This window comes from Streptomyces sp. NPDC016469, from assembly GCF_040632905.1.
Classification (GTDB): domain Bacteria; phylum Actinomycetota; class Actinomycetes; order Streptomycetales; family Streptomycetaceae; genus Streptomyces.
The window spans coordinates 214,398-239,025 of record NZ_JBEYCQ010000003.1; the positions used below are offsets into that span (position 1 = coordinate 214,398).

Genomic DNA, 24,628 nt, shown 5'->3' on the forward strand with positions numbered 1-24,628 from the left:
CAGGGATCCCCCGCCGGGGTCCAGAGGGAAGTGAGCCCATGAGATCAACCGGCGAGACGACAGAGCGGTCGTCTCACCCGCTCCGCCGGCGCACCGTGCTGGCCGGCCTCGGCGCCGGCGCGGCCGCCGCGCTGGCAGGCGGCTGCGCGCGGGGCGACAGCACCGCCGCGAAACCGGGGACGACGTCCCTGGCCAACGACAACGCGACCTGGGACGACGGCTACGTGGCCGCCGGGCGTGAGCTGAAGAAGCTCACCGGCTACGCGCTGCGCCCGCTGTCCAACCCGAACCCGACCGCGTACACCCAGGTCACGCAGATCTCCCTGCAGACGACCAAAGCGACCGACCTGATCAAGTGGCAGTCGGGCTACAACCTGAAGCAGCTCGCCCGCACCGGCAGCCTCAGCGACCTGACGGGGCTGTGGGAGGCGTACGAGCGCAAGGGCTGGGTGACGAAGTCCCTGCGCGACGCGATGTCCTACCGGGGCGCGGTGTACGGGATGCCCCTCTATCAGTCGTACTACGTGCTCTTCTACAACACGCACGTGTTCGACAAGTACGGCCTGCGGGCGCCGGAGACCTGGGACGAGCTGCTGCACACCGCGGAGGTGCTCAAGAAGTCCGGTGTCGTTCCGTTCGTCGCCACGCAGAGCGGCAACTGGCCCGCCTACGAGTGGTTCGAGGAGCTGATCAGCAAGGTCGATCCGGTGTTCTACGCGGATCTGATCGCGGGCCGGGCTCGGTACACCGATCCACAGGCGCACAAGGCCATGCAGATCTGGCAGGACTTCATGAAGAAGGGCTGGATGACACCGGCCGACTTCGACCAGAACAACGGTCCGGCCGCGCTGAAGACGGGCAAGGTCGGCATGTTCCTGCACGGTTCCTGGCAGTCGCAGGGACTGGCGGCGGCGGGGATGAAGCCCGGCGAGGACTTCGACGCCTTCGTCCTGCCTCCCGTCGACACCTCCACGCGGCGGTCCGTGATCACCGAGGCGGGCGTGCTCGCCGTACCGGAGAAGGCCGTGTCGCACGATGCCGCCATGGCCAACGCGGGCCACTGGCTGCACCCCGCGGTCCAGCGAGTGTGGACCGACTTCCTCCAGGACGGCTCCGCCAACCCGAAGGCGGTCACCTCCAATCCGGTGCTCGCCCGGCTCAGGAAGCGGGCGCTGGACGAGCACTGGACCGAGCTGCCCCGCTACGGCCAGTCGGGACCGCCCAATCTCATGCAGGGAAACACCGATGACCTCGGAGCCTTCATGACGCACGCCATGTCGCCCGAGGCGACGCTACGCAGCATGGCGAGCCGTGCCACCAAGGAGTGGGCCGCGTGGAACAAGGACGAGTCATGACATCGGCACTCGACGCCCGCCGCACCCGGGCCGACACCTCCACCGCCCCCGCGCCCGCTCCCCCGGCCCGTGCGTCTTCGCGCGGGCTCAGGGACCGGTTCGCCTCGGCGGGCTTCCTGGCCCCGGCCGTCCTGCTCGTCGCCGGCCTGCTGCTCACGCCGTTCGTGATGACGCTGTACCGCGGCTTCTTCAGCGACGGACGGGTCTCCGGCTTCACCTGGTTCACCAACTACGGGCTGTTCCTCAGCGACCCGGTTCTGGCGAAGTCCGTGGAGAACACCCTGATGTGGGTGGTCGGCACGGTGGTCCTGCCGCTGGTCCTGGGGCTCGGCATCGCGGTGATGACGAATGGCTCCGGGTGGTCCCGGGTCGCCCGGCTCCTGGTGGTCCTGCCGTACGCGATCTCCGGATCGGCCGTGGCCGTCGTCTGGAACTTCCTCCTGACCACGGACGGGGCGGCCAACCAGGCGCTCGACGCGCTGGGGCTGGGATCGCTGGCCCAGGGCTGGCTGCTCGAGTGGCCGGGCAACACCCTCGTCATGATCGTCGCCAATACCTGGCAGGCCACCGGGGTGGCCGTGATCCTCTTCCTGGTCGGTCTGCAGACCATCCCTCCGGAGACGCTGGAGGCCGCGTCGCTCGACGGAGCCGACGGGCTGCGCAAGTTCTGGTACGTGGTCCTGCCGCAGCTGCGGACCGTATCCGTGATCGTCGTCGGCAGCAGTCTGGTGAACGGGCTGAAGTCGTTCGACCTGATCTGGGTCCTCACCCAGGGCGGTCCGGGCCGCAGCTCCGAGACGCTCGCCGTCTCCATGTACCAGGAGACCTTCCTCGCGCTGCGCCCCGGCGCCGGAGCGGCCGTCGCCGTCGTCCTCACCGTCATCGTGCTGCTGGCCTCCTGGCTGTATCTGCGGCGCCAGCTCACTCCGAAAGGCGCCTGAGCATGTCCCTACGCCGCGTCTCCGCAGGCACCGCCGTCCGCAACACGGTCCTGGTGCTCGTCTCGCTCCTCTGGGCCGTCCCGACCTGGCTGCTGCTGGTCAACGCTCTGGTGCCGGCCGCCGAATACGGCGGCGCGCCGCACTGGCTGCCGCACGGAGGGTTCGGTCTGTTCGACAACATGTCCGAGGCTTGGTCCCGGGCCAGGCTCGGTCCCGCGATGGGCAACAGCCTGCTGTACGCGGTGACCAGCTCGGCCGCGGCCATCGTGGTGGCCACGACCGCCGCGTTCGCCACGGTGATCATGCCCGTCAAGCGCAAGACCCTGTGGTTCTGGCTGATCTACTCGGGCACTCTCCTGCCCCTCCAGGTCTTCCTTCGGCCGCTCTTCCTCGCGTACGCGAACACCGGCCTGTACGACGCGCAGATCGGGCTGTTCCTCATCTACGTAGCGGTGGCGATCCCGTTCGCGTACTTCATCATGCGCAACTTCGCGCAGACGCTGCCCGCCGAGGTGATCGAGGCGGCGCGGCTGGACGGCGCCTCCTGGTGGCGGGTCTTCTGGCAGATCCATGTGCCGCTGTCCCGGTCCGCGATGATCGCCGCCTTCGTCTTCCAGTTCGTCGCTGTCTGGAACGACCTGCTCTTCGGCATCACCTTGTCCACGAGCCGCAACATCCGGCCGGTGATGGCCGCGCTCGCCGAACTCCAGGGCAACTACTCCAACGTCGGGCCCCCGGTCGTCCTCGGCGGAGCCCTGCTGGTCTCGCTGCCGACCGTCGTCCTCTTCTTCGCGGCGCAGCGGTTCTTCGTCAGCAGCCTCAAGCTCGGCTGAGGCACGCCGCACCGACGCCATATCGCGTGCGGATATCCCGCGCGAACGCCCCGAGCCGCTTCCCGAAAGGCATCCCGGTGAAACTCTCTGCCCGTACCGCCCTCGCCCTGGCCGCGGCGCCGCTGCTCTGCGCCGCCCTGAGCCCTTCCCCCGCCCTCGCGGCCTCACACCCGGCGACGGGCCCCTGGAAGGCCCGGGCCGTGCAGACGTACGACGCGCTCCAGCACCACCTGTACCAGGGCGCGGACGACCACGGCCTTTACCAGGAGGCGACACCGCACCGCAGTGCCGACAACGCCCACTCCTACCTCTGGCCGATGCGGGAGGCGGCGGCCGCGACGGTCGACATGGCCGGCCTTCCCGGATCGGGCAGGCGCTACACGGCGGACGCGGCGGAACGCTTCACCACCCTGGAGCTGTACTTCGAGCCCAGTGACGGCAGGCCCGGATACGACTCGTACCTGCCGGCACCGCTCGGGCAGGGCGGCGACGTCTTCTACGACGACAACTCCGTCGTCGGGCTGACCCTGCTGGACCAGTACGAGGCCACGGGTGACGCCACCTACCTGCGCCGGGCCGAGCTGACCTTCGACATCGTCAGCCGCGGCTGGGACGACGACCCGGCCAAGGAGTGCCCCGGCGGGATGGACTGGGTCGATTCCCCGGCCAACACCATGCGGGCCGCCAACGTCACGGGCCTGGCCGCGGAGCTGGCGGCCCGGCTCCACCAGGAGACGCACGAGAGTCGCTACCTGACGAGTGCGCAGCGGTGGTACGAGTGGAACTGGTCCTGTCTGCGCCAGTCCCCCGGGCTGTACCGCAACAGCCTCGGCGACGACGGATCCGTCAACTCCACTCTGTGGACGTACAACTCCGGGGCCATGGTAGGCACCGCGGCCACGCTCTACCGGGCCACCGGGGACCGCACCTATCTCCGGCGCGCCGTACAGGACGCCGAGGGGTCGCTCGCGTACTGGAAGCAGGGCGAGCGCCTGCACGACCAGCCGGCGATCTTCAACGCGATCTACTTCGACAACCTCCGGATGCTGGACGGGATCCGCCACGACCCGGCGTACCGGCAGGCGGAGAGCGCCTACGCGGAGCGCGTCTGGAAGGAGAACCGCGATCCGTCCACCGGCCTCTTCCGCTTCCAGCCCTCGGGCGGTGGCGACTACGAGCCGGACGCCTCCGCCGAAACCCTCGAACAGTCCGCGATGGTCCAGATCTTCGCGGGCCTCGCCACCGACGCCTCCTGACTCCCGCACGTCCCCGCACACTCCCCGCCCGCCCCACCGCACCGAACCGGCACCTGCCAGAGCGGAGAACCCTCTCCATGCCCCGCCCCGATCTGTCCCGCCCCTCCTGGTGGGACTCCGACATCGCCCGCGACATCCTGCGCGACCGCGGCGTGACCGCCACAGGTGTCCTCGGCGGACACCCCGTCCGGCTCTCCTGCGAGCCGCTGCTTCGCCACGACGGCGACGGCGGGCTCCTGCAGTCCGTGCGGATACAGGCCGGCCGCCCCCTCACCCGGGCCGTGGTCACCACCCTGTCCGGCACCTCGGTGCGCAGCGAGCTGATACCCGGGCCGGCGGGCGAGACCCGGCTGCTGGTCCCCGAGGTGGACGCTCCGCTGCCGGTGCTGGTCGAGCTGCCCGACCTGGCCCCGGGCGAACACGTCGAGGTGCTGCTGACCCCGCAGCGCCACTGGACCCTGCACCTGGTGCAGCACGCCCATCTCGACATCGGCTACACCGACCCCCAGGGCACTGTGCTCGCCGAGGGCCGCAAGTACCTCGACTCCCTGCTGGAACTGTGCCGTACGACGGACGACCGCCCCGACGCGTCGAAGTTCCGCTGGGCCGTGGAGGGTTTCTTCAGCTTCGAGAACTGGGCGGCGAACCGCCCGCCGGAGCAGGTCGCCCAGTTCCTGGAGCGGGTGCGCCAGGGCCGTATCGAGCTGACCGCGATGCCCTTCAACCTGCACACGGAAACCTGCTCGACGGACGAACTGCACGAGCTGCTGCGACCGGTGCGCGAACTGCGCGAGCGGCACGGCATCGACATCACCACGGCCATGCAGACGGATGTCCCCGGTCAGGTCGTGGGCCTGCCCGACGTGCTCGCCGACAGCGGCATCCGCTATCTCTCGGTCGCCCACAACTGGGCGGGGCGGGCAGTGCCGCACCACACCGGCGGCGGGGCGCTGCCCCGGCTGTTCCGGTGGCGGGCGCCGGGCGGGCGCAGCGTGCTGGTGTGGCGCACCGACACCCCGCACGGACTGGCGTACATGGAGGGGTCGATCCTGGGCTTCGACGAGTCGTACGCCCGGGTGGACGATCTGCTGCCGCACTACCTGTCGGCGCTGGCCACCCGGCAGTACCCGCACGAGGGACGCGGTATTCCCGGTTTCCCGGTTCTGGACGAGGAGTTCAAGGGCGACCCGTACCCGTGGGACATCCTGCACCTGCGAGTGCTGGGCAAGTTCGCGGACAACGGCCCCCCGCGCCGGATCATCGCGGACACCGTACGGCGGTGGAACGAGGAGTGGGCCTTCCCCGTCCTGCGGACCTCACGCAACGAGGACTTCTTCGTCGACGCGGAGGCCCGTTACGGGGACCGGCTGGAGACGTTCGAGGGCGACTGGAGCGACTGGTGGGTGGACGGGGTGGGTGCCGGCGCGGTCCCGCTGGCGGCCACCCGGGACGGTCAGGCGGCGCTGGCCGACGCCCAGACGGTCGCCGGGCACGCGGAGGTCCTGGGCGCTGCGGGTTCGGGCACCACGGCGTCGGCCCCCGACGTCTACCGGGCGGCCTCCCTGTTCAACGAGCACACCTGGGGCGGGGGCGATCCCTGGACGCACGGCGATCACGGGCACGCGTCCGGTGAGCGTCAGTGGCACTGGAAGTACGCCCAGGCGCTGCGGGCGCACGACGACGCGAAGACGCTCCTGGACGGTGCGGGCGCGGCCCTCGGCAGCCGGCTCTCCCCGCGCGAGGGGACGCTCGCCGGGTTCTACGTGACCAATACGTGCGGCTGGCCGCGGTCGGAGTCGGTCCGGCTGTTCCTTCCCGAGAGCACGGTCGCGCTGGAGGACCCGGTCCGGGTGCTCGACGCGCGCGACGGCTCGGTGCTGGAGCACACCGAGGAGGCGCAGTCCAACGAGCTGCACCGGGCCGCGGGCCGCTTCCTCCTGTTCCGGCTCGCGGAGGTGCCGGCGCAGGGCGCGGTACGGGTGGACATCGTCCCGGGGCGGGAGCCCTCGGCGGTCCCCGGGGACCCTTCCGGGGAGCCGACGGTCCTGGAGAACGAGTTCCTGCGGGTGAGCGTGGACCTGCGGGCGGCGTGGATCGGCTCGGTCGTCGACAAGCGCACCGGCCGGGAGCTGGTGCGACAGGACGCCACCGTCGGGCTCAACGCCTACGTGTACGACGAGTACGCCACGGCCGGCGGCTTCAACCACCAGTCGAGCAAGACCACGGCGAACGCGTCGATGCATCTCCTCGCGTCCCGCACGGCGGCGCCTCCGGCCGCGTTGGTGGACCGGTTCCGCGACGCCACGGGTGAGACGCTGGTCTACGAGTGCGCCCCGGCCGGCACCGAACGGCTGCGGGTTCGTGTGCACCTGCCGCACGGGCGGGCCCGGATCGACCTGGAGAACCGGATCGTTAAGCCCGCGACGCTCACCAAGGAGAGTGCGTTCTTCGCGTTCCCCTTCGCGATGCGGCAGCCGGCTGTCCGCATGGAGGCGACCGGCGGCATGACGGGCACCGGTCTGCCGGTCGTACCGGGTTCCGCGCAGCACATGCGCGCGGTACGGCGCTGGGTGAGCTTCGAGGAGGACGCGGTGGTCGCGGCCGTCGCCACACAGGACGCGCCGCTCGTCCAGGTGGGCGGGATCGCCGTCCCGTACGCGCCCTATCCGCAGTCGCTCGCCCAGGACGAGCCCGGCACGCTCTTCTCCTGGGTCCACAACAACATCTGGGACACCAACTTCCCCTCCGAGCAGGCGTTCGACCATGTGTTCCGCTACAGCGTGGCCTTCGGGCAGGCCCCGCACACCAGCGGGCCCGTCCTGGGCATGCGCACCGCTGCGGCGGGCAGCCGTCCGCTGCTTGCCGTCCGCGCGCTGGGCGCGGAGAGCGCGGCCCCGGCGGCGTCGTACGCGTTGCTGACGGTCGGTGACCGGCGCGTGCGCGTCGTGGGGCTCACCGTACCGGCCCCCGGTCAGGTGCTCGTCCGGCTCCAGTCCTTCGCCGAGGAGCCGGTCGCCTGCCGGATCACCCCCGGCTTCCCCGTCACCGAGGCCCGCACGGCCGACTACCTCGGCGCCGCCGGTGACCTCCTGACGCCGGACGACGAGGGCGTCCTGACCGTCGACGTGCCCGTGCTGGGCACGTGTGCGGTGCTGTTGCGGCTGTAGACCGCCGTGCGGCCCCGGAGCGCCGACGGCTCCGGGGCTCCGGCGTTATGCCGGCGGGCTCCGTGCCGGCCGGTGTGGATGACGCATCACGAGGCGGCGTCACCGGGAGTTCACCTCCCCCACGCTCCCGTTCCATGTGGCGCCCCCCGACTCCTTACTCCAAGATCACACGATGCACTCCGCGTGTCCCCTACATGATGGAGTCCCTGCATGCTCGCCCCTCGTAGGTCCCTGGTCGTCCTCGCCACCGCTGTCGCCGCGCTCGCCGTGGCTGCCACGGGCCCGGTGCAGGCCGCCGGTCCCCTGCCCGCCGTCACCCCGCGCGCCGAGACAGCCGCCCTGCACGACGACGAGGCGGGAGGCGACGCGGACGCCGACGATCCGGCGATCTGGCGCAACCCGGCCGACCCCGACCGCAGTCTCGTCGTCGCGACGGCGAAGCAGGGCGGACTGCGCGTGTACGACCTGGATGCCCGCGAGGTGCAGTCGATCCCGGCGCCCGCCGGACCCGGAGCGGACGACGCGCCGGGCCGCTTCAACAACGTCGACCTCGTGCACAGTGCGCGTCTGGGCGACCTGGCCGTCGCCACGGACCGGGGCAACGACCGGCTTCGGATCTACCGGATCGACCGTGACCGCGCCAACGGTCCGCTGGCCGACGTGACCGACCGTACGGTGCCGGCCGTCTTCTCCGCGTCGCAGGACGAGATCAACGAACAGCGCACCGCCTACGGCCTCGCCACCTTCACCGACCCGGCGACCGGGCGTTCCTTCGCGCTGGTCAGCCGGCGCGAGCGTACGCGTCTCGCTCTTCTGGAGCTGACCTCCCGGGCGGACGGCTCCGTGGGCTACCGCGAGGTCCGCACGCTCGACCTCCCGCACAGCTTCCGTCTCCCGGACGGGACTTCGTGGTCGCCGTGCGGCGAGCCGGGCGAACTCCCGCAGGTGGAGGGCATGGTGGTGGACCCGGCGAACGGCATGCTGTACGCGGGCCAGGAGGACGTGGGGATCTGGCGTCTCAAGGCCGACCTGACCGGCACCCCGAAGCTGATCGACAAGGTCCGCGAGTACGGCGTGCCCGGCACCTACGACGAGGCCACCGAGGAGTGTGCGGCGGGCGCCGACCCCGGGTTCGGAGGCAGGAAGCTCACCGCGGACGTCGAGGGCCTGACCCTGGTGAAGGAGGACGACGGGGACGGCCTGCTGCTCGCCTCCAGCCAGGGCGACAACACCTTCGCCGCCTACGACCGCGAGGTCTCCGAAGCCAACGAGTACGAGGGCGGCTTCCGTGTCGCCGCCGCCTCCGCGACGCTCGACGGCTCCGAGGAGTGCGACGGTGCCGCCGCGCTGAACGAGCCGCTGGGCCGCCGCTACCCGAACGGCCTCCTGGTCGTCCAGGACGGACACGACGCCCCCGGCGACGGTGACCGTCCGTCCACGAACTTCAAGTTCGTGGACCTCGGCAAGGTCACCGACGCCATCGACGACTGACCCGTGCGGGCGGAGCGTGGGACGATCAGCCCTCAGGGTCTCGCACAGCAAGGCAACTGCAGAACGCAGGAGCAGACCGTTTCAGACGTATCGCTCACGCCTCGCCATGCGAGACACCGAGGGGCGTTTCCGTCTTTGGGAGCGCTCACACCAAGGGGGGCGCCCCGGTCAGGGAAGGACCGGGGCGCCTCACTGTGGTGAGTACCGGTCGGACGCCGCCTGGACGGCTCTCCGGCAGGCGCGGGTCTCCGCGCCTGGGCCGTTCACCCGTTCTGGGGGAAGCCGAGATCGATGCCGCCGTGGCTGGGGTCGGCCCACCGGGAGGTGACCACCTTCCCACGGGTGAAGAAGTGGACCCCCTCGGTGCCGTGCGCGTGAGTGTCTCCGAACAGGCTGTTCTTCCAGCCGCCGAAGGAGAAGTAGGAGACGGGCACGGGTATCGGCACGTTGATGCCGACCATGCCGACCTCGACCTCGTTCTGGAAGCGCCGGGCCGCTCCGCCGTCGTTGGTGTAGATCGCCGTGCCGTTGCCGTAGGGATTGGCGTTGATGAGGGCCAGGCCGTCGTCGTAGGAGGGCACACGGACCACGCACAGGACGGGGCCGAAGATCTCGTCCGTGTAGACCGGCATGTCGGCGCCGACGTGGTCGAAGAGCGTCGGAGCCAGGAAGAAGCCGTCCCCGTCGGCGTCGATGGCACCCTCGCGGCCGTCGACGAGCAGGGTGGCGCCGGCCTTGACGCCGGCGTCGAGGTACGAGGCGACCTTGTCCCGGTGTTCCCGGGTGACCAGGGGGCCCATGTCGCAGTCGCGGGTTCCGTCGCCGGTACGCAGGCGGCGCATCCGTTCGACGATCCGTGCCACGAGCGCGTCGGCGACCGGTTCGACGGCGACGAGCACGGAGATCGCCATGCACCGTTCACCGGCCGAGCCGAAGCCCGCGTTGATGGCGGCGTCCGCGGCGAGGCCGAGATCGGCGTCGGGCAGCACCAGCATGTGGTTCTTCGCGCCGCCCAGGGCCTGGACCCGCTTTCCGCGGGCGGTCGCCTGCTCGTACACGTACCTCGCGATGGGTGTCGAGCCGACGAATGACACGGCCTTGACGTCGTCGTGGTGGAGGAGTGCGTCGACGGCCTCCTTGTCGCCGTTGACGACCTGGAGCAGGCCATCGGGCAGACCGGCTTCCTTCCACAGGGCGGCCAGGGCGAGGGCGGCGCTGGGGTCCTTCTCGCTCGGCTTGAGCACCACCGCGTTGCCGCAGGCCAGCGCGATCGGGACGAACCACATCGGCACCATGGCGGGGAAGTTGAAGGGGGAGATCACCGCGACGACGCCGAGGCTCTGCCGGACGGAGTGGACATCCACCCGGGTCGAGGCGTTCTCGGCGTAGTCCCCCTTGAGCAACTGCGGGATCCCGCAGGCGAACTCGGCGACTTCGAGGCCCCGGGTGACCTCTCCGAGGGCGTCCGACAGCACCTTGCCGTGCTCGGCGGTGATCAGGGAGGCGATCTCCCGCTTGTGCGCGTTGAGCAGTTCCCGGAAGGCGAAGAGCACCCGCACCCGCTTGGCGAGGGACTGCGCGCGCCAGTCCCGCCAAGCCGCCTCCGCGGAGGCGACGGCGGTGCCGACGAGTTCGGCCGAGGCCAGGTCCACGGTCGCGGTCAGCTCCCCGGTGGCGGGATTGTGGACCGGGCCGGTGCGTCCGGCCGGACCGTCCCAGGGGCGGCCGTCGATGAAATGGGTGATGCGCGGCAGGCTCACGGCGAGCTCCTTCTGCGAGGTGGTCAGGGCTGGTTCCCGGGGCGCGCGGCGGGAGCGCCACTCCGCTCCCGGTCGGCCGCGGGGGCGAACAAGGGCCGCTGGGCCTTCTTGTGGTCCGTGTAGGAAGCGTGGGCTTCCTGCGTCGAGCCGAGCCGGGAGACCTCGCTGACGGGGACGTCCCACCAGCTGTCGCTGTCGGGGGCGAAGACGTGCGGGTCGGTCTGGACGTGGATGACGAAAGGGCCGCCGTCCGCCGGCCACGCCTTGGCCCGTGCGATGGCTGCCGCCAATGCGCTGCGGGAACGCACCTCGACGACGTGGGCCCCGAGGCTGCGGGCGTTGCCGGCCAGGTCGGTGGGCAGGTTCGGGCCGTCCAGGCGTCCGTCGGCGGAGCGGTAGCGGTACCGGGTGCCGAAGCGCTGGGAGCCGAGCGCTTCCGACAGTGAGCCGATCGAGTGGAAGCCGTTGTTCTGGACGAGGACGACGACGACCTTGAGCCGCTCCTGGACGGCGGTGGCCAGTTCGGTCGGCATCATGAGATAGCCGCCGTCGCCGACCATGGCGAACACGTCCCGGGTGTCGTCGGCGAGCCGGACTCCGAGTGCGGCGGGGATCTCGTAGCCCATGCAGGAGTAGCCGTACTCGACGTGGTACGCCTTGCGGTCGCGGACGCGCCACAGCTTGTGCAGGTCGCCGGGCATGGAACCGGCCGCGCACAGGACGACGTCGCGCGGGTCGCTCAGTTCATTGACGCAGCCGAGCACGGTGGCCTGGGTGAGGACGCCGTCGGCGAGCCGGCCGGTCACCTCGGGGGGCGGGTTGTACGCGGCCTCGACCTGCTCGTTCCAGCTGTGCCACAACTCGCCCTGCCGCTTCTCGTACGCGGGGTCGACGCGGTGCCCCTCCAGGGCCTCCGTGAGGGCGGTCAGCGCCTCACGGGCGTCGGCCACGACCGAGAAGCCGGCGTGCTTGCCGGCGTCGAAGCCGGCGACGTTGATGTTGAGGAAGCGGACGTCTCCGTGCTGGAAGGCGGTCCGCGAGGCGGTGGTGAAGTCGGTCCAGCGCGTACCGACGCCGATGACGAGGTCCGCGTCCCGGGCGAGGGCGTTCGCCGCGGTCGTGCCCGTGGAGCCGATGCCGCCCATCTGCCGCGGGTGGCCGTGCGGCAGTGATCCCTTGCCCGCCTGGGTCTCGCCGACCGGGATGCCGGTCCTCTCGGCCAACGCGGTGAGCACCGCCTCCGCCGCGGAGTGGTGCACGCCGCCTCCCGCCACGACGAGCGGGCGCCGGGCCCGGCGTACGAGGTCGGCGGCGGCCGCGAGGCGGGCGGGTTCGGCCAGTGGGCGGGCCACGTGCCAGGTGCGGGCGTGGAACAGTTCGGCGGGCCAGTCGTACGCCTCGGCCTGGACGTCCTGGGGCAGCGCGATCGTCACCGCGCCGGTCTCGGCCGGGTCGGTGAGCACCCGCATGGCTCCCAGAAGAGCCGAGGGAAGTTGCTCGGGGCGGGTGACCCGGTCGAAGAACCGCGACAGGGGCCGGAAGGCGTCGTTGACGGAGATGTCCGCTGCGCAGGGTTGCTCCAGTTCCTGGAGTACGGGTGCGCTGGGGCGGGTGGCGAACGTGTCGGAGGGCAGCAGCAGGACGGGCAGGCGGTTGATGGTGGCCAGTGCCGCCCCCGTGAGCATGTTCGTGGATCCCGGGCCGATCGACGCGGTGCAGGCCCAGGTCTGCAAGCGGTCCTTCTGCCGGGCGTAGGCGACGGCGGTGTGCACCATGGCCTGTTCGTTGCGGGCCAGGATGTAGGGCAGGTCGGGATGCCCCTCCGCCTCGCGTTCGTGTTCGAGGAGCGCCTGGCCGATGCCCGCGACGTTGCCGTGGCCGAAGATGCCGAGGACGCCTGCGAACAGCGGTCTGCGCTGTTCGTCGCGCTCGGACCATTGGGCGGCGAGGAACCTGACGGTCGCCTGCGACACGGTGAGCCGCACGGTCGTGGACGGTGCGGTGTTCATGCGGCGCCTCCTGGGGTGCGGGGTGCGGGCCGGGTGGCTCGTGCGTCGAAGGGCAGGTCCGGCCATGTCTCGCGGACCCAGGCGTGGGCCGGGTCGTCGCTGATGAGCCAGGCGCGCTCGGGGCCGGGACCGGCCATGACGTTGAGGTAGTACAGGTGGGCGTCGGGCGCGGCCATCGCGGGCCCGTGCCACCCGTGGGGCACCAGGACGACGTCGCCGGCGCGGACTTCGGCGAGTACGTCGATGGGCCGGCCGGTGTCGGAGGTGTAGACGCGCTGGTAGCCGACGGGGTCGGTGCAGCGGGCGTCCGTGGGAGCCGTCTCGAAGTAGTAGATCTCCTCCAGCTCGGTCTCCTCCCCCGGCAGTGCGGCGTCGTGTTTGTGCGGCGGCCAGGAACTCCAGTTGCCGGCCGGTGTGATGACCTCGCAGGCGATCAGTGCGTCCGCGCCGAGCACCTCGGGGGTGCCGAAGTTGCGTACCTGCCGGGAGGCGTTGCCGGCCCCGCGCCGTTCGACCGGCACCCCGGCCGCGGGCAGGTGCCGGAAGGCGTGGCCGCCGGGCGACCCCTGCCGGGTGTCCCCCGCCACGCGCGCCCCCGCAAGGGCGAGCCTGACCGGTCCGGCCGAGGCCCGGAGGGTGATCCGCGACCGCGCGGGCACGTAGGCGGTGTCGGTGGGACCGGCGAACGCGTCGGGACGGCCGGCGAGTTCCGCCACGTGGGTGCGCGCGTCGGCGGTCACCGCGACGACCTGCGCACGGCCCGACAGCGGCACGACGATGTGCTCCCAGTCCCCGGCGTCCACCACCCGGCTCTCGCCGGGGGCCAGGGTCGTCACCCGGAGGCTGGTGTGCCGCCAGTCCCGGCCGTCGGCGGTGACGGCGGTCTGCCATCCGGGGTCGGCGGACGTGCCCAGGGGGCGCACCCATCGGCTGTTGTCGCTCATGCGCCGCTCCCGTGCACGATTCCGGCCGCGATGTCGACGGCGGCCGCCACGTCGCCGTCGGGCGGGTAGAGCAGGGTGCGTCCGACGACCAGTCCTCGCGTCGCCGGCAGTGACATCGCCTTCGCCCAGGACGCGTAGGTGTCGTGCGGATCGCCCAGCGGGTCCCCGCCGAGCAGCAGGGTGGGGAGGGTGGTCGCGTCCAGGACGCGTTCGAGTTCGTCGACGACCGGCAGTTTGAGCCAGGTGTAGGCACTGGACGCGCCGAGTCCGCTCGCGATGTGGATCGACTTCATGACGCTGTCGGGGTCGAGGAGGTTGCGCGCGCGGCCTTCCTCGCGGACGGTGAGGAACGGCTCGATCATGGCCATGAGGCTGTGCTCGGCCAGGCAGGTGACGGCGGCGGCGGTCGCTTCGAGGGTGGCCGCGGTTCCCGGGTCGTCGAGACAGATCCGGGTGAGTGTCTTGCCGCCCTCGAGCCCGTGCCCGGCGATCGCCTCGGCGGTGTAGGCGGTGAACCGGTCGTCGAATTCGAAGGACGCGCCCTGGAGTCCGCCGCGGTTCATCGAGCCGATGGCGACCCGGTCCTCCAGGGCGCCCATCAGCAGCAGGTCGTCGAGGAGGTCCGGGGTGCCCAGCACACCGTCCACCCCGGGGCGGGACAGTGCGGTCGCCAGCCGGTCGAGCAGCGTGCTGCGACTCGCCATGGCGGCCTCGTCGCCACCCGCGCCCAGGGCTCCGCGGGCGGGATGGTCGGCCGCGACGATGAGCAGGCGGCCGTCCTCGCCGGTCAGCGGCCGGCGGGAGCGCTTCTGCCAGGACCGTGCGATGCGGCCGGGCTCGCGGGCCCGGATCTCGGTCAGGTGTGCGGCATCCATCAGGCGATCCCTTCGGCGGGGGCCGGCGACCGGGACGCGAGGACGGCCTGTACCTCGGCCGTGGTCGGCATGGCGGTGGAACAGGCCAGGCGGGAGGCGACGATGGCGCCCGCGGCGTTGGCGAACTCGACGACGCGGCGCAGGTCCCAGCCGCTGAGCAGGCCGTGGACGAGCCCGCCTCCGAACGCGTCACCCGCGCCGAGCCCGTTGACGACCTCGACGGGGAACGGTGCGACGCGCACCTGTTCGTCCGGGGTTGCGGCCAGGACACCGGCCGGCCCCATTTTGACGACGGCGAGGTCGAGGCCGCGTTCGAGCAGGGCGTCCGCCGCCCGCTGCGGGTCCGTCTCCCCGACGGCGACTTCGCATTCCTCCCGGTTGCCGACGGCCACGGTGACGTGCTCGAGGGCGCGGCCGACCTGGTCGCGGGCCTCCTCGGTCCCGGTCCAGAAGATGGGCCGGTAGTCGAGGTCCAGGACCGTCCGGGCGCGCCGGCCGCGGGACTGCCAGGCGGCGAAGTGGGCCGTACGGCTGGGCTCCGCGGACAGGCCGGTGACGGTGGCCCAGAACACCGCCGCTTCGCGGATGTCCTCCAGGGGAAGCGTGCCCGGATCGATCATGAGGTCGGGCGCCGCGCCGTACCGGTAGAAGTAGAGCGGGAAGTCGTCGGGCGGGAAGACTTCACAGAAGGTGACCGGGGTGGGCGGTCCGTCCGGCGCGGTGAGGGGTGTGAGGAAGCCGGTGTCCACGCCGAGGCGGGCGGCCTCCTGCTGGACGTAGCGGCCGAAGGGGTCACGGCCCACCCGGCTGATCAGGGCGGCGTCGCGGCCGTGGCGGGCCGCGGCGACGGCGACGTTCATGGCGCTTCCGCCGAGGAACTTCTCGAACGTGCTTACCTGTTCAAGGCCGACGCCGTGGTCGAGCGGGTAGATGTCGACGCCGGCCCGTCCGATGGCGAGGAACTCGTGGGCCATGGTCAGCCCACCACGGTGTCGGCGGCGGTCCCGTCGCCGGCGGCGAGGGAGCGAAGGTGGGCGACGGAGGCGCGGACGTCGTCGAGAGGATCGGCTCCGCCGTCCTCGCCGGGTGCGGCGCGCAGGATGGTGTCCTGTTCGAGCACGTACCATCCGGCGTATCCGTCCGCCTCCAGCAGCCGGACGATCCCGGCGATGTCGATGTCGCCGGCGCCCAGGGGGACGTACATGCCCTCGGCGACCGCCTGGGTGTACGTCATGCGCCCGGCCCGTACGTGGTCGGCGAGGTCGAGGCGTACGTCCTTGAGGTGCACATGAGCGATCCGGCCGGGCAGGCGGGCGGTGAGGGCCAGGGGGTCGCCGCCGCCGATGAGCAGGTGACCGGTGTCCAGGCACAGGCCGATGCCCGATCCGTCGAGGACCCGCTGGGTCTCGTCGCCCGATTCGACCATCGTGCCCACGTGGGGGTGGAGGGTTGCGAGGACGCCCGCGTCGGCCGCGGCGGCGGAGATCCGGTCGAGGTTGGCGAGGAGGACGGACCACCCCTCGGCGTCGAGCGCCGGCCGGTGGTCGTAGCCGTCGGACCCGGTCGCCGCCGCGACGACGACGGTGCGGGCGTCGGCTGCCAGGAGACCGGTCAGCGCGGTCTCGACCTCGGGGAGCGGGTCGTGGTCCGGGTCGTGGAGGACGACCGGCACGAACTGGCCCACGGCGCGCAGGCCGTGCGAGGCGAGTGTCGCCGCCTTGGCCTCGGGGGCGTCGGGAAGGAAGCCTTCCGGTCCGAACTCGGTGGCGGCGAGCCCGGCCTCGCGCATCTGCCGCAGGACCAGGTCGGTCCCGAGCTGGTGTCCCCAGCCCGGGACCTCGCAGACACCCCAGGAGATGGGCGCTCCCGCGATGCGCTGGGTGAGGGGTGTGGTCACGGCCTGCCTCCTTCGGCGACGTGTACGGCGTGGTCCGGCCTGATCGGCATGCCGTGCCTCTTCTCTCTCCGTGATGGGTGGGCCGGACAACCGCCCGGCCCTCGTGATCGAGCTTGCTCCGTCAAGCAGCGACCTGTCAACCTATTGTCCTGACATACTGACTGAAGAATTCCTACGCCCCCGCCGCGCAGACGGCTGTGGCTGGACCGGTCCGGCAAGCGCGTACAGCGGCGTGGGCAGAGCCCTTCAGTCGACCTCATCCTGCAGCAGAGTCACCTCGGTTATCCCCTCACGATCGGAGAGGCGAGGCACCAACTCGTCGTGCACCCCGTTCCCGGACAACTCGAGCAGGACGCCCACCTGGGCGGGGACCGCGTCCGTCGGCGGGCAGCCGGCCGTCCGCAGGCCGGCCACGTGGAATCCCGCGCCCGTGCACTCCCGGACGATGTCGCGCAGCAGTCCACGTCCATCCAGGTAACTGACGCGCAGCAGTACCGACTCCGTGGGTGAGCGGGGCAACTGCCGTGCGATCACGGGGAACGCGAACGCCACCAAGAGGTAGGCCGCGGTCACAGCGGCTGCCAGCACCAGCAGCCCCGCGCCCGCGGCCGCGCCGATGGACGCCGCCAGCCACACGCTGGCCGCCGTCGTCAGACCGCGGACCGCGTCCCTGCGTACGAAGATCAGTCCGCCGCCGATGAAGCCGATACCCGACACGATCTGCGCGGCGACCCGCGAGGGATCCAGTGCCACGCCGGGCAGCCCCAGCATGTCGGCGAATCCGTACTTCGACACCAGCATGAACAGTGCCGATCCGAGGCCGACCAGCACATGGGTGCGCAGGCCGGCCGACTTCTGCCGGTATTCGCGCTCCAGGCCGACGACGGCGCACAGGGCGAAGGCCACCGCCAGGTGGGCGAGTGATGTCCCGTCGTGGTTCACCGCGCCCCCGCCCCGAACGCCGGTCGCGCCGCCGCCTCGCGCGCGACGCGGATCGCGGCCGGCAGCCTCTCGTCCCGTCTCATGTCTTCTCCTTCGGGTTCGGCGCGCGTGCGGGACGGCCGGGGGCCAGCCGCAGTCCGGGCCGGGCCAGCAGCACCGGGCCGCCGAACCACGCCGCCGCCGCGGCCAGCGAGCGGCCGGCGTCCTCCCACGGGCGCAGATGGGTCACCGCGAGCACGCCGGTGCCGGCGGCGGCCGCCAGCTCCCCGGTCTGCCGGGCGGTGAGGTGGTGCGGCGGGGGGCCGGTGGCGTCGCCGTCCCAGTCGCCGGGTGCCGCACCGGGCGCGTCGCCGGGGCCCAGCGCCGCCTCCGCCAGCAGCAGCCCGCCGCCGCGGGCCAGGTCCAGGAGCGCGCGGCAGGGCCCCGAGTCACCGGTGTACGTCAGCGAACCTCCGCCGGCCTCGACCCGCACGGCGTACGTCTCCACCGAGTGGCGTACGAGCACCAGACGGAGCCGGAAGGGCCCGCACTCCAGCTCGCCCGGCCGGGAGTCCTCGAAGGCCAGTGACGAGGTGCGGCCCGCTCGTGTGCCGGCCGGCGCGATCACCCGGGTCGGCGCGGCGCGCGGCGCCAGCTTCTCCTGTGCGTACGCCAGCGCCGCCAGGTCCGCCGAGTGGTCGCCGTGCCGGTGGCTGACGACGACGGTGTCGACCTGGTCCGGACGGGCGTACGTCAGCAGCGTGCCGAAGGCCCCCGTGCCGAGGTCGAGCAGCAGCCGGTGACCGCCGTGCTCGACCAGGTACCCGGAGCAGGGGTTGTCCGGCCCGGGCACGGACCCCGAGGAGCCGAGGACCGTGACGATCACCGTCCAGCGCCTTCGATGATGTGCTCGACGAGGTCGGCGACCGCGCCGAGCCCGCACGGGCCCACCACGATGTCCGCGGCGGCGCGGACCTCCTTGTGGCCGTCGCCGACCGCCGCGCCCAGACCGGCGGCCCGCACCATGGCGGTGTCGTTGGGGTTGTCACCGATGGCCGCGACGCGTTCCATCGGCAGGCCCGCCCGCTCGGCGAGCCGGCGCACCGCGACCTCCTTGCCCGCGGCACCCGGCAGGATCTCCAGATAGGTGTCCTCCGACTGGAGGAGGCGGGCCGCCGGACAGTGCCGGGCCGCCAGCCGCGCCAGCGGGTCGAGGCCCGGCCGGTCGGCGATCAGCATCACCTTCGTCGGCGCCTGCCGGACCGGGTCCTCGCGCAGTGCGATCCGGTCGCGGCCGGCGTAGGCCGCCAGCGAGGGCGCTTCCCGCAGGATGTGGGCGTCCTCGCCGGCGAAGGCCACCGCTCCCACGCCTGGTGGCAGTTCGCGGAGCAGGTCGTCGCGCAGCGCGTCCCACGAGGCACCGAGGTCCAGATCGAGCAGCCGCGTTCCGGTCAGTGGATCGACGACGCGCGCGCCGTTGTAGACGATCAGCGGTGTGCTCAGGCCGAGTTCTCGGTGGTAGCGGCCCGCGGAGACCTCGTTGCGGCCGGTGGCGATGACCACGGTGCCGCCCATCTCCTGGTAGCGCCGCAGTGCCTGGGCGCTCCGGGGAACGATCCGCAGGTCGCGGTCGACCAGCGTGCCGTCCAGGTCGGTGACGAGCCACGCGTAGTGCGGGGGTGCCGCGGGCAGCGTCATGAGGTGCTCCTCGCGGGCAGCCGGCTCAGGTACCACTCCACGAATGCGCGTGCGGCGAGCGGTTCGAGGTTCGCCCCGTGTGCGAGATAGCCGGGCTGGTCCCAGCCGTCGTCGCCGGCGAAGGACTGGTACACGCCGCCGGAGCGCCGCACCAGCACGTGGGCGGCGCAGATGTCCCAGGCGTTGACGGATGTGCCCAGGGCCGCGTCGCACCAGCCGGCCGCGACATGGGCGAGGGTCAGCGCGGCGCTTCCGGTGCGGCGTACCGTTCCGTAACGGGTGACGAGTTCACCGTACCTGGGCAGCGTCTGCGGGTCGTTCCACGCCAGCTCCCGGGTGGTGGGGAAGCCGGTGATCAGCAGCCCGCGGGCCTCCTCGCGCACCCCGCCGGGGCGCAGCGGTTCGCCGCCGAGGCGGGCACCGGTGGCATCGGCGGTGAAGACATGTCCGGCGACCGGGTCGACGATCGCGCCCGCCACGGGTTCGCCGTCGACCGTGACGCCGACGGAGGTGCAGAAGAAGGCGAGACCTCGTGCGAAGTTGGCGGTCCCGTCGATGGGGTCGACGTACCAGGCGATACGGCCGCTGCCGTCCTGGCGGCCTCCCTCCTCGCCCACGACCGTGCTGTCGGGCACCCGTTTGAGCAGCAGTTCGCGGATACGCTCCTCCGCGCGCCTGTCGTGCACGGTGACGGGGTCGTGCTCGTCGCGTTTGAAGTCGACGTCCATGGCGCTCCGGAAGGCCGCCACGAGATCGGGGCCGACGGCCAGCGCCGCCTCGGTGGCCACTTCGCGCAGCCGTACGGAGAGCTCGTCCAGTTCGTTCATGCCGCGGCCTCCTGCCCGGGTGTGGGTTCGCTGTCGTCGCGGGCGAGTGCGGTACGCAGCAGGTCCAGCAGTTCCGTTCCGTCGGCGACCTCGGCGTCGGGCCGGGGGCGGGCCTGCGGGTCGCGGCGGTCGGCGGGACGCATGAGGATCGTCGCACCGGCCCCGGCGCGCTTCCCGCACACCACGTCGCGGTCGTAGTTGTCGCCGACGTACCAGCAGTCGGAGGGGTCGACCGACAGGGCGCGGGCGGCCAGGCGGATCATCTCGGGGTCGGGTTTGCGCCGCCCGGTCTCGTCTGAGTAGACCTGCACGTCGAGCAGGGGGTGGGTGCCGAAGCGCCGGGCGAGATCGCGGTTGAGCGCGCCGACGAGGGTGTTGGAGACGATGCCGGTGCGCACGCCGTGGCGGCGGGCGAGCCGCAGCGTCTCCAGCATGCCCGGGGCCACCGTCCTGTCGCTCTCGGCGAGGACCAGTTCGCGGCACAGCCAGGTCGCCTCCGCGCCGACCAGAGCGCGTGCGGCGGGTGGCCAGTCGGCGGCGATGAAGTCCTCCCAGAGTTCGCGGTGCCCGATCTCGCGGGGCTCGGGGGTGCGGACGAGCCCGTTCTTCCAGGCCCGGTACGCGGCCTTGCCGGCAGTGATGCCGGCCAGCACGGCGGCGCGGTCGAGACCTGAGGAAGGGCCGGTCAGGGCGTGCACGCGGGCGGCGAAGTCGTCCATGCGCTCGGGGTGCTTGACGGACCGCATCAGCACGCCGCCGTGGTCCAGCAGGAGAGCCCGCGGGGGGCGGAGCGTCGTCACGGGGTCTCCCGTCGGGCCGGCGGGACCGGTGCCCCAAGGAGCAGTCCGCGCAGTTCGTCCGGGTCGCCGACGACGGCGTCGGGTTCCGCCTGGACGATGTAGGGGCGGTCGTAGGTGCCGCGGGCTTCCATCAGGACGGTGGCGCCGGCCCCGGCCCGCCTGCCGCACAGGACGTCGCGGTCGTAGTTGTCGCCGACGTACCAGCAGCCGGCCGGGTCGGTGTCCAGGGCCCGGGCGGCGATGCGGATCATCTCCGGGTTGGGTTTCCGGACGGCGACCTCGTCGCTGTAGACCTGCACCGCCACCCGCTTGTCGAGGCCGTGCTCGGCCATGTAGGCGCGGTGCACCGATCCGGCGAGCGCGTTGGAGACGATGGCCACGGCGATGCCCAGGTCGTCGCAGGTGTCGAGGAGTTCGGACATGCCCTGGCGGGTGGTGCGGTCCTGCTTGAGTTCGCCGAGGCGGTGGCACAGCGGATCGGCGTGTGCGGTCACCCAGGCGTGTGCCGCGGCCGGCCAGTCGGCGGCGACGAAGTCGCTCCAGAAGCGCTGGTGGGTCATCTCTTCGGGGGCCGCCGGCCGGCTCATCGCGTTCTTCCAGTGCGAGTCGGCCGCGGAACCCGCCTTGAGATCGGCCTCGATGTGCTCGACGCTCAGTTCGCGGCAGCCCGCCGCGCTCAGCGCCGTGTGCAACTCGGTGGCGAGTTCGTTGGCCCAGGTGGGCCGGTTGGTCGTCGCCACGACCACCCCGCCGAAATCGAGCAGCAGGGCGGTGGGGCGGGTCAGCTGGCCCATGTGGCGGTGTTCTCCTCGGTGAGTGCGGCGTCGGCGGCTTCGTCGGGCAGTCTGTCTCCCGACGCGTCGAACAGGTGCAGGTCGCTCGTGCGGACCGCGCAGCGCACGGCCGAGCCGGGGGCGGCGTGCACGTCGGTGTACGAGACGAGATACAGCTCGGTGTCCCCCGCGCTGACCAGTACGGTCCAGCTGGAGCCGGTGGGCAGGGCGGTCTTGACGGTCGCTTCGAAGACGTGGGTTCCCGCGGGTGGCTGGGCGCCGTCGTCGAGGAGCCGCACGTTCTCGGGGCGGGCGCCGATGGTGGCCAGCCGGCCGGTGAGGTCGGGGCGAGCCGCCAGGACCTGGTCGCGGGCCGCCTCGGTGAACGCGTCGTCGCCGGCTTCGAAGAGGTTCATGGGCGGGCTGCCGACGAAGCGGGCCACGAAGGTGTTGGCCGGCCGGGTGTAGACCTCCATCGGCGGGGCCATCTGCTGGACGTGTCCCTTGTTCATCACCACCACGTGGGTGGCCATGGTCATGGCTTCCAGCTGGTCGTGCGTGACGAAGACGATGGTGTGGCCGGTCTCGTCGTGGATGCGCTTGAGTTCGGCCCGCATGTCCAGCCGCAACTGCGCGTCGAGATTGGACAACGGCTCGTCCAGCAGCAGGACGTTCGGGTTGACGGCGAGCATACGGGCCAGGGAGACGCGCTGCTGCTGGCCGCCGGAGAGCTGGGCGGGGTAGCGGTCGGCAGCCCACTCGATCTGCATCATCTTGAGCGCGGCGGCGGCGCGTTCCGCGCGTTCCGCCGGTTTGACCTTGCGGACCCTCAGGCCGAACTCGACGTTCTTGGCGACCGTCAGGTGGGGCCAGAGCGCGTAGTTCTGGAACACGAGGCCCATGCCGCGCTTCTCCGGCGGGACGAAGACGCCGTCGACGGTGGAGTCCATGATCCGGTCGCCGACGGTGATGGTGCCGGCGTTGAGCGGTTCGAGCCCGGAGATCATGCGCAGGGTGGTGGTCTTCCCGCACCCGGAGGGGCCCAGCAGGCAGGTGAACGAGCCGTCGGGTATCTCCAGGTCGAGGTTGTCGACCGCGGGCGGTCCGGAGCCGTAGCTCTTGCGCACCGACGAGAGCGTGATGGTCGGCATGACGTCTTCAGCCTCCGAGTCCGGACGACAGGTTGGTCTTGGTCAGGCGTTGGGTGAGGTAGGTGGCGAGGAAGGAGACCAGAGCGATGACGAGCACCACCGCGTTGGCCATCTGGTCGTAGGCGTAGTCGACCAGGTTGATCGACAGCGTGGTCAGCAACTGGGTGCCGGTGGTGGTGAGCATGATGACGATGCTCAGTTCCTTCAGGCCGGAGATGAACGGCAGGATGACGCCGGTGGTCAGGGCGCCGCGCTGGATCGGGATGATGATCTTGCGCAGCCGGGTGAACCAGCCGGCCCCGGATATCTGCGCGGCCTCCTCCGGCTCCCGGCCCAGCTGTGTCATCGCGCTGATGCCCGACCGTGAGGCGTAGGGCAGGTGGGTGACGGCCAGGACGAGCACGAGCAGGCTGACCGAGCCGTACAGGGCGGGAACCGGCCCGCGGCGTACGGCGAACAGCGAGAGGAAGGCCGCCGCGAAGGCGATGCCCGGCACCATGTACGGCAGGAAGCTGATCTGCCGCAGGAGCGAGCTGGTCCTGCTGCTGCCGGCGCGGACCACGACGTACCCGACGAGCAGTCCCACCACGCCGCAGATGAGGGCGGCGAGGCCGACGATGCGCAGACTGTTCCACGCGGCTTCGTAGAGTTGGCTGCCGCGCAGCACACCGTGCGGGAAGCCGGGAGCGCCGGACAGATGGGCGCCGATCCAGTACTTGAGGGTGAAATTGTCGGCGTGGAAGACGCCGGGGGTCTTGGTGACGGTGGACAGGGCGAGGGTGGCCACCGGAATGACGACGCCCGCGGTGAACACGGCCAGAGCGGCACCGAGTGCGGGCCTGCGCCACCGTCCGAGGTCGGAGACCCGGTCCATGGCGCCCTTGCCGCCTACCGTGATGAATCGCTTCTGCTCCCTGGCGAGCCGGGTGTCGACGAGGATCACCAGGACCCCCACCACCACGATGACCGCGGTCAGCACGGCGGTGACGCCCCGCTGGTGGCTGTTGACCGCCCGGAACAGCGAGGTGGACAGCAGGCTGTAGTCGACGGGCAGGCCCAGGATGTAGGGCGTGCCGAAGGTACCGAGAATGCGGCCGAAGACCAGCAGGACCGAGGACGACAGCGACGGGAGCATCAGCGGGAGGGTGATCCGGGCGGCGACCGTGCGGCGGCCGGCGCCCAGGATGCGGGCGGAGTCCTCCAGCTGGCTGTCGATGCGGCGCAGGGCGTTGCCGAACAGTAGGAGCACGAACGGGTAGTAGTGGAGGCCCAGGCAGAGGATGATCGGCACCTGGCCGTATGCCAGCCAGTTCGGCGTGTGCACGCCCCAGGACTCCAGGATGCCGATCTGTCCGCCGGAGGAGTCGTTCTTGAACAACGCCAGCCAGGCCAGCGCGAAGGTCCAGGACGGCAGCATGTACGGCACGACCAGCGCGGTGGACAGCCACTTGCGGCCCATCACGTTGGTACGGGTCAGCAGCCAGGCCATGGACCCTCCGAGGACCACGGCCACGACCGTGACCCCGAGCGCGACCACGACGGTGTGCAGCAGCGGCTCCCAGAACAGGATCCTCGCGACCGGTGAACGGAAGACCCGCCAGAAGTAGTAGCTGGTGAGGCTGCCGGGAGCCTGACGGGCCTGGCCCTCGTCCCCGTACTGCACCTGTGTGGAGTCGGAGAGCACCGCGATCAGCGGGGCCAGGACCAGGTAGAGCAGGGCGACGACGAGCAGGACGCCCAGGAGATGCGTCGGTTCGTGCCGTAGGACGCTCAGCCGGTAGCGCAGTCGGCTGAGCCGGGTTCCCGCCGGTCCGTCGGCTTCGGGTGGGGCGGGATCGGGTGAACGGGTGGCGGCGGCCATACGCGGTTCTCCGTAACGTGTCCGTGTCCGTGTGCGGGCCGGCGGGGTCCGGGCGGACGAGCCGGCGGT

Annotated in this window: 20 protein-coding genes; 6 read left to right on the plus strand and 14 right to left on the minus strand. The window is 71.7% G+C overall.

The genetic code is table 11. From position 1 onward, the window contains the following. Window positions 1-38: 38 nt before the first annotated feature. The 6 genes from ABZ565_RS04650 (at window position 39) to ABZ565_RS04675 (ending at window position 9,043) form a co-directional block, all read left to right on the plus strand. Window positions 39-1,355 (plus strand): extracellular solute-binding protein, encoded by a 1,317-nt coding sequence (locus ABZ565_RS04650; RefSeq protein WP_361020399.1) that lies wholly within the window; start codon window positions 39-41, stop codon window positions 1,353-1,355. Next, the gene (locus ABZ565_RS04655; RefSeq protein WP_361020401.1) at window positions 1,352-2,296 is read left to right on the plus strand and encodes a sugar ABC transporter permease; all 945 of its coding nucleotides are present in this window, start codon (window positions 1,352-1,354) and stop codon (window positions 2,294-2,296) included. The genes ABZ565_RS04650 and ABZ565_RS04655 overlap by 4 nt, the downstream gene beginning before the upstream one ends. A 2-nt stretch (window positions 2,297-2,298) precedes the next feature. Beyond that, window positions 2,299-3,129 carry a carbohydrate ABC transporter permease gene (locus ABZ565_RS04660; protein ID WP_361020403.1) on the plus strand — a complete coding sequence of 277 codons (831 nt, stop codon included), beginning with the start codon at window positions 2,299-2,301 and terminating at the stop codon, window positions 3,127-3,129. Between the two features lie 77 nt (window positions 3,130-3,206). Further along, complete coding sequence (locus ABZ565_RS04665) at window positions 3,207-4,385, plus strand: glycoside hydrolase family 76 protein (protein WP_361020404.1); 1,179 nt, start codon at window positions 3,207-3,209, stop codon at window positions 4,383-4,385. Between the two features lie 77 nt (window positions 4,386-4,462). Beyond that, a complete protein-coding gene (locus ABZ565_RS04670; RefSeq protein WP_361020406.1) occupies window positions 4,463-7,552 on the plus strand; it encodes an alpha-mannosidase in 3,090 nt (1,029 codons plus the stop codon). A gap of 210 nt (window positions 7,553-7,762) precedes the next feature. Next, a complete protein-coding gene (locus tag ABZ565_RS04675) occupies window positions 7,763-9,043 on the plus strand; it encodes a phytase (RefSeq protein ID WP_361020408.1) in 1,281 nt (426 codons plus the stop codon). 263 nt (window positions 9,044-9,306) lie between these two features. Here the strand turns inward: ABZ565_RS04675 and ABZ565_RS04680 are convergent, their stop codons facing one another. From ABZ565_RS04680 to ABZ565_RS04745, 14 genes are all read right to left on the minus strand, one after another. After that, complete coding sequence (locus tag ABZ565_RS04680; protein WP_361020409.1) at window positions 9,307-10,803, minus strand: CoA-acylating methylmalonate-semialdehyde dehydrogenase; 1,497 nt, start codon at window positions 10,801-10,803, stop codon at window positions 9,307-9,309. 23 nt (window positions 10,804-10,826) lie between these two features. After that, complete coding sequence (gene iolD / locus ABZ565_RS04685; protein ID WP_361020411.1) at window positions 10,827-12,812, minus strand: 3D-(3,5/4)-trihydroxycyclohexane-1,2-dione acylhydrolase (decyclizing); 1,986 nt, start codon at window positions 12,810-12,812, stop codon at window positions 10,827-10,829. Continuing rightward, window positions 12,809-13,756 (minus strand): 5-deoxy-glucuronate isomerase, encoded by a 948-nt coding sequence (gene iolB, locus ABZ565_RS04690; protein WP_361020413.1) that lies wholly within the window; start codon window positions 13,754-13,756, stop codon window positions 12,809-12,811. The genes iolD and iolB overlap by 4 nt, the downstream gene beginning before the upstream one ends. Then, window positions 13,753-14,631, minus strand: coding sequence for a deoxyribose-phosphate aldolase (locus ABZ565_RS04695; protein WP_361020415.1), 879 nt, complete (start codon window positions 14,629-14,631; stop codon window positions 13,753-13,755). Before ABZ565_RS04695 ends, iolB begins: the two co-directional genes overlap by 4 nt. Further along, window positions 14,631-15,605, minus strand: coding sequence for a 5-dehydro-2-deoxygluconokinase (gene iolC / locus ABZ565_RS04700; protein ID WP_361020417.1), 975 nt, complete (start codon window positions 15,603-15,605; stop codon window positions 14,631-14,633). Before iolC ends, ABZ565_RS04695 begins: the two co-directional genes overlap by 1 nt. A gap of 2 nt (window positions 15,606-15,607) precedes the next feature. Then, on the minus strand, window positions 15,608-16,528 hold the full coding sequence (locus ABZ565_RS04705; RefSeq protein ID WP_361020419.1) for a TIM barrel protein: 921 nt from the start codon (window positions 16,526-16,528) through the stop codon (window positions 15,608-15,610). A gap of 246 nt (window positions 16,529-16,774) precedes the next feature. Continuing rightward, on the minus strand, window positions 16,775-17,470 hold the full coding sequence (locus ABZ565_RS04710; protein WP_361020421.1) for an MgtC/SapB family protein: 696 nt from the start codon (window positions 17,468-17,470) through the stop codon (window positions 16,775-16,777). Between the two features lie 79 nt (window positions 17,471-17,549). Continuing rightward, window positions 17,550-18,335, minus strand: coding sequence for an MBL fold metallo-hydrolase (locus ABZ565_RS04715; protein ID WP_361020423.1), 786 nt, complete (start codon window positions 18,333-18,335; stop codon window positions 17,550-17,552). Next, on the minus strand, window positions 18,332-19,147 hold the full coding sequence (locus tag ABZ565_RS04720) for an HAD hydrolase family protein (protein WP_361020425.1): 816 nt from the start codon (window positions 19,145-19,147) through the stop codon (window positions 18,332-18,334). The genes ABZ565_RS04715 and ABZ565_RS04720 overlap by 4 nt, the downstream gene beginning before the upstream one ends. Then, window positions 19,144-19,974: an inositol monophosphatase family protein gene (locus tag ABZ565_RS04725; RefSeq protein ID WP_361020427.1), complete on the minus strand. Its 831-nt coding sequence runs from the start codon at window positions 19,972-19,974 to the stop codon at window positions 19,144-19,146. Before ABZ565_RS04725 ends, ABZ565_RS04720 begins: the two co-directional genes overlap by 4 nt. Continuing rightward, window positions 19,971-20,774 carry an HAD-IA family hydrolase gene (locus ABZ565_RS04730; protein WP_361020429.1) on the minus strand — a complete coding sequence of 268 codons (804 nt, stop codon included), beginning with the start codon at window positions 20,772-20,774 and terminating at the stop codon, window positions 19,971-19,973. Before ABZ565_RS04730 ends, ABZ565_RS04725 begins: the two co-directional genes overlap by 4 nt. After that, complete coding sequence (locus ABZ565_RS04735) at window positions 20,771-21,568, minus strand: HAD-IA family hydrolase (protein WP_361020431.1); 798 nt, start codon at window positions 21,566-21,568, stop codon at window positions 20,771-20,773. The genes ABZ565_RS04730 and ABZ565_RS04735 overlap by 4 nt, the downstream gene beginning before the upstream one ends. Further along, entirely contained in the window at window positions 21,556-22,698 is a 1,143-nt protein-coding gene (locus ABZ565_RS04740) for an ABC transporter ATP-binding protein (RefSeq protein WP_361020433.1), read from the minus strand. The genes ABZ565_RS04735 and ABZ565_RS04740 overlap by 13 nt, the downstream gene beginning before the upstream one ends. 7 nt (window positions 22,699-22,705) lie before the next feature. Continuing rightward, window positions 22,706-24,559 (minus strand): iron ABC transporter permease, encoded by a 1,854-nt coding sequence (locus tag ABZ565_RS04745; RefSeq protein WP_361020435.1) that lies wholly within the window; start codon window positions 24,557-24,559, stop codon window positions 22,706-22,708. Between the last annotated feature and the right edge of the window lie 69 nt (window positions 24,560-24,628).

Coding starts and splice junctions, on each gene's coding strand:
- ABZ565_RS04695 (WP_361020415.1), bottom strand. CDS start 14,631: ATGGATGCCGCACACCTGACCGAGATCCGGGCCCGCGAGCCCGGCCGC.
- ABZ565_RS04740 (WP_361020433.1), bottom strand. CDS start 22,698: ATGCCGACCATCACGCTCTCGTCGGTGCGCAAGAGCTACGGCTCCGGA.
- ABZ565_RS04650 (WP_361020399.1), top strand. CDS start 39: ATGAGATCAACCGGCGAGACGACAGAGCGGTCGTCTCACCCGCTCCGC.
- ABZ565_RS04735 (WP_361020431.1), bottom strand. CDS start 21,568: ATGGGCCAGCTGACCCGCCCCACCGCCCTGCTGCTCGATTTCGGCGGG.
- ABZ565_RS04675 (WP_361020408.1), top strand. CDS start 7,763: ATGCTCGCCCCTCGTAGGTCCCTGGTCGTCCTCGCCACCGCTGTCGCC.
- ABZ565_RS04660 (WP_361020403.1), top strand. CDS start 2,299: ATGTCCCTACGCCGCGTCTCCGCAGGCACCGCCGTCCGCAACACGGTC.
- ABZ565_RS04745 (WP_361020435.1), bottom strand. CDS start 24,559: ATGGCCGCCGCCACCCGTTCACCCGATCCCGCCCCACCCGAAGCCGAC.
- ABZ565_RS04670 (WP_361020406.1), top strand. CDS start 4,463: ATGCCCCGCCCCGATCTGTCCCGCCCCTCCTGGTGGGACTCCGACATC.
- ABZ565_RS04655 (WP_361020401.1), top strand. CDS start 1,352: ATGACATCGGCACTCGACGCCCGCCGCACCCGGGCCGACACCTCCACC.
- iolD (WP_361020411.1), bottom strand. CDS start 12,812: ATGAACACCGCACCGTCCACGACCGTGCGGCTCACCGTGTCGCAGGCG.
- iolC (WP_361020417.1), bottom strand. CDS start 15,605: ATGGCCCACGAGTTCCTCGCCATCGGACGGGCCGGCGTCGACATCTAC.
- ABZ565_RS04720 (WP_361020425.1), bottom strand. CDS start 19,147: ATGACGCTGCCCGCGGCACCCCCGCACTACGCGTGGCTCGTCACCGAC.
- ABZ565_RS04725 (WP_361020427.1), bottom strand. CDS start 19,974: ATGAACGAACTGGACGAGCTCTCCGTACGGCTGCGCGAAGTGGCCACC.
- iolB (WP_361020413.1), bottom strand. CDS start 13,756: ATGAGCGACAACAGCCGATGGGTGCGCCCCCTGGGCACGTCCGCCGAC.